This window comes from Delftia sp. ASV31 (assembly GCF_016428765.1).
Taxonomy (GTDB): domain Bacteria; phylum Pseudomonadota; class Gammaproteobacteria; order Burkholderiales; family Burkholderiaceae_C; genus Comamonas; species Comamonas acidovorans.
In genome coordinates this window covers 1-313 of record NZ_JAELTK010000302.1, presented here as the reverse complement: position 1 = coordinate 313, position 313 = coordinate 1, and the positions used below count along the sequence as shown (strand labels likewise).

At 73.5% G+C, this 313-nt stretch carries 1 protein-coding gene; it reads left to right on the top strand.

The annotated features are described in order from the left end of the window. A partial coding sequence (locus JHD82_RS29520; protein WP_199140472.1) for a hypothetical protein occupies window positions 1-194 on the top strand: 194 nt, incomplete at its 5' end. Between the last annotated feature and the right edge of the window lie 119 nt (window positions 195-313).

Below are 313 nucleotides of genomic sequence, written 5' to 3'. Positions count from 1 at the left end.
CCCCCCCCCCCCCCCCCCCCCCCCCCCCCCCCCCCCCCCCCCCCCCCCCCCCCCCCCCCCCCCCCCCCCCCCCCCCCCCCCCCCCCCCCCCCCCCCCCCCCCCCCCCCCCCTTTTAATGATCCGGCGCCCACCGAGATCTACACTGTTCGCATTTCGTCGGCAGCGTCAGATGTGTATAAGAGACAGCTCTTGAAGCGCACATCCATGTCCATGGCGTTCCATTTGCTGGTGTCAAAGCGCTGCGTGGGCAGGGCCTTGCCGCTGGCCGCCTGCCGGGTCTTCTGTCCCTGCTTGGTGGACGGTGCTCCCACC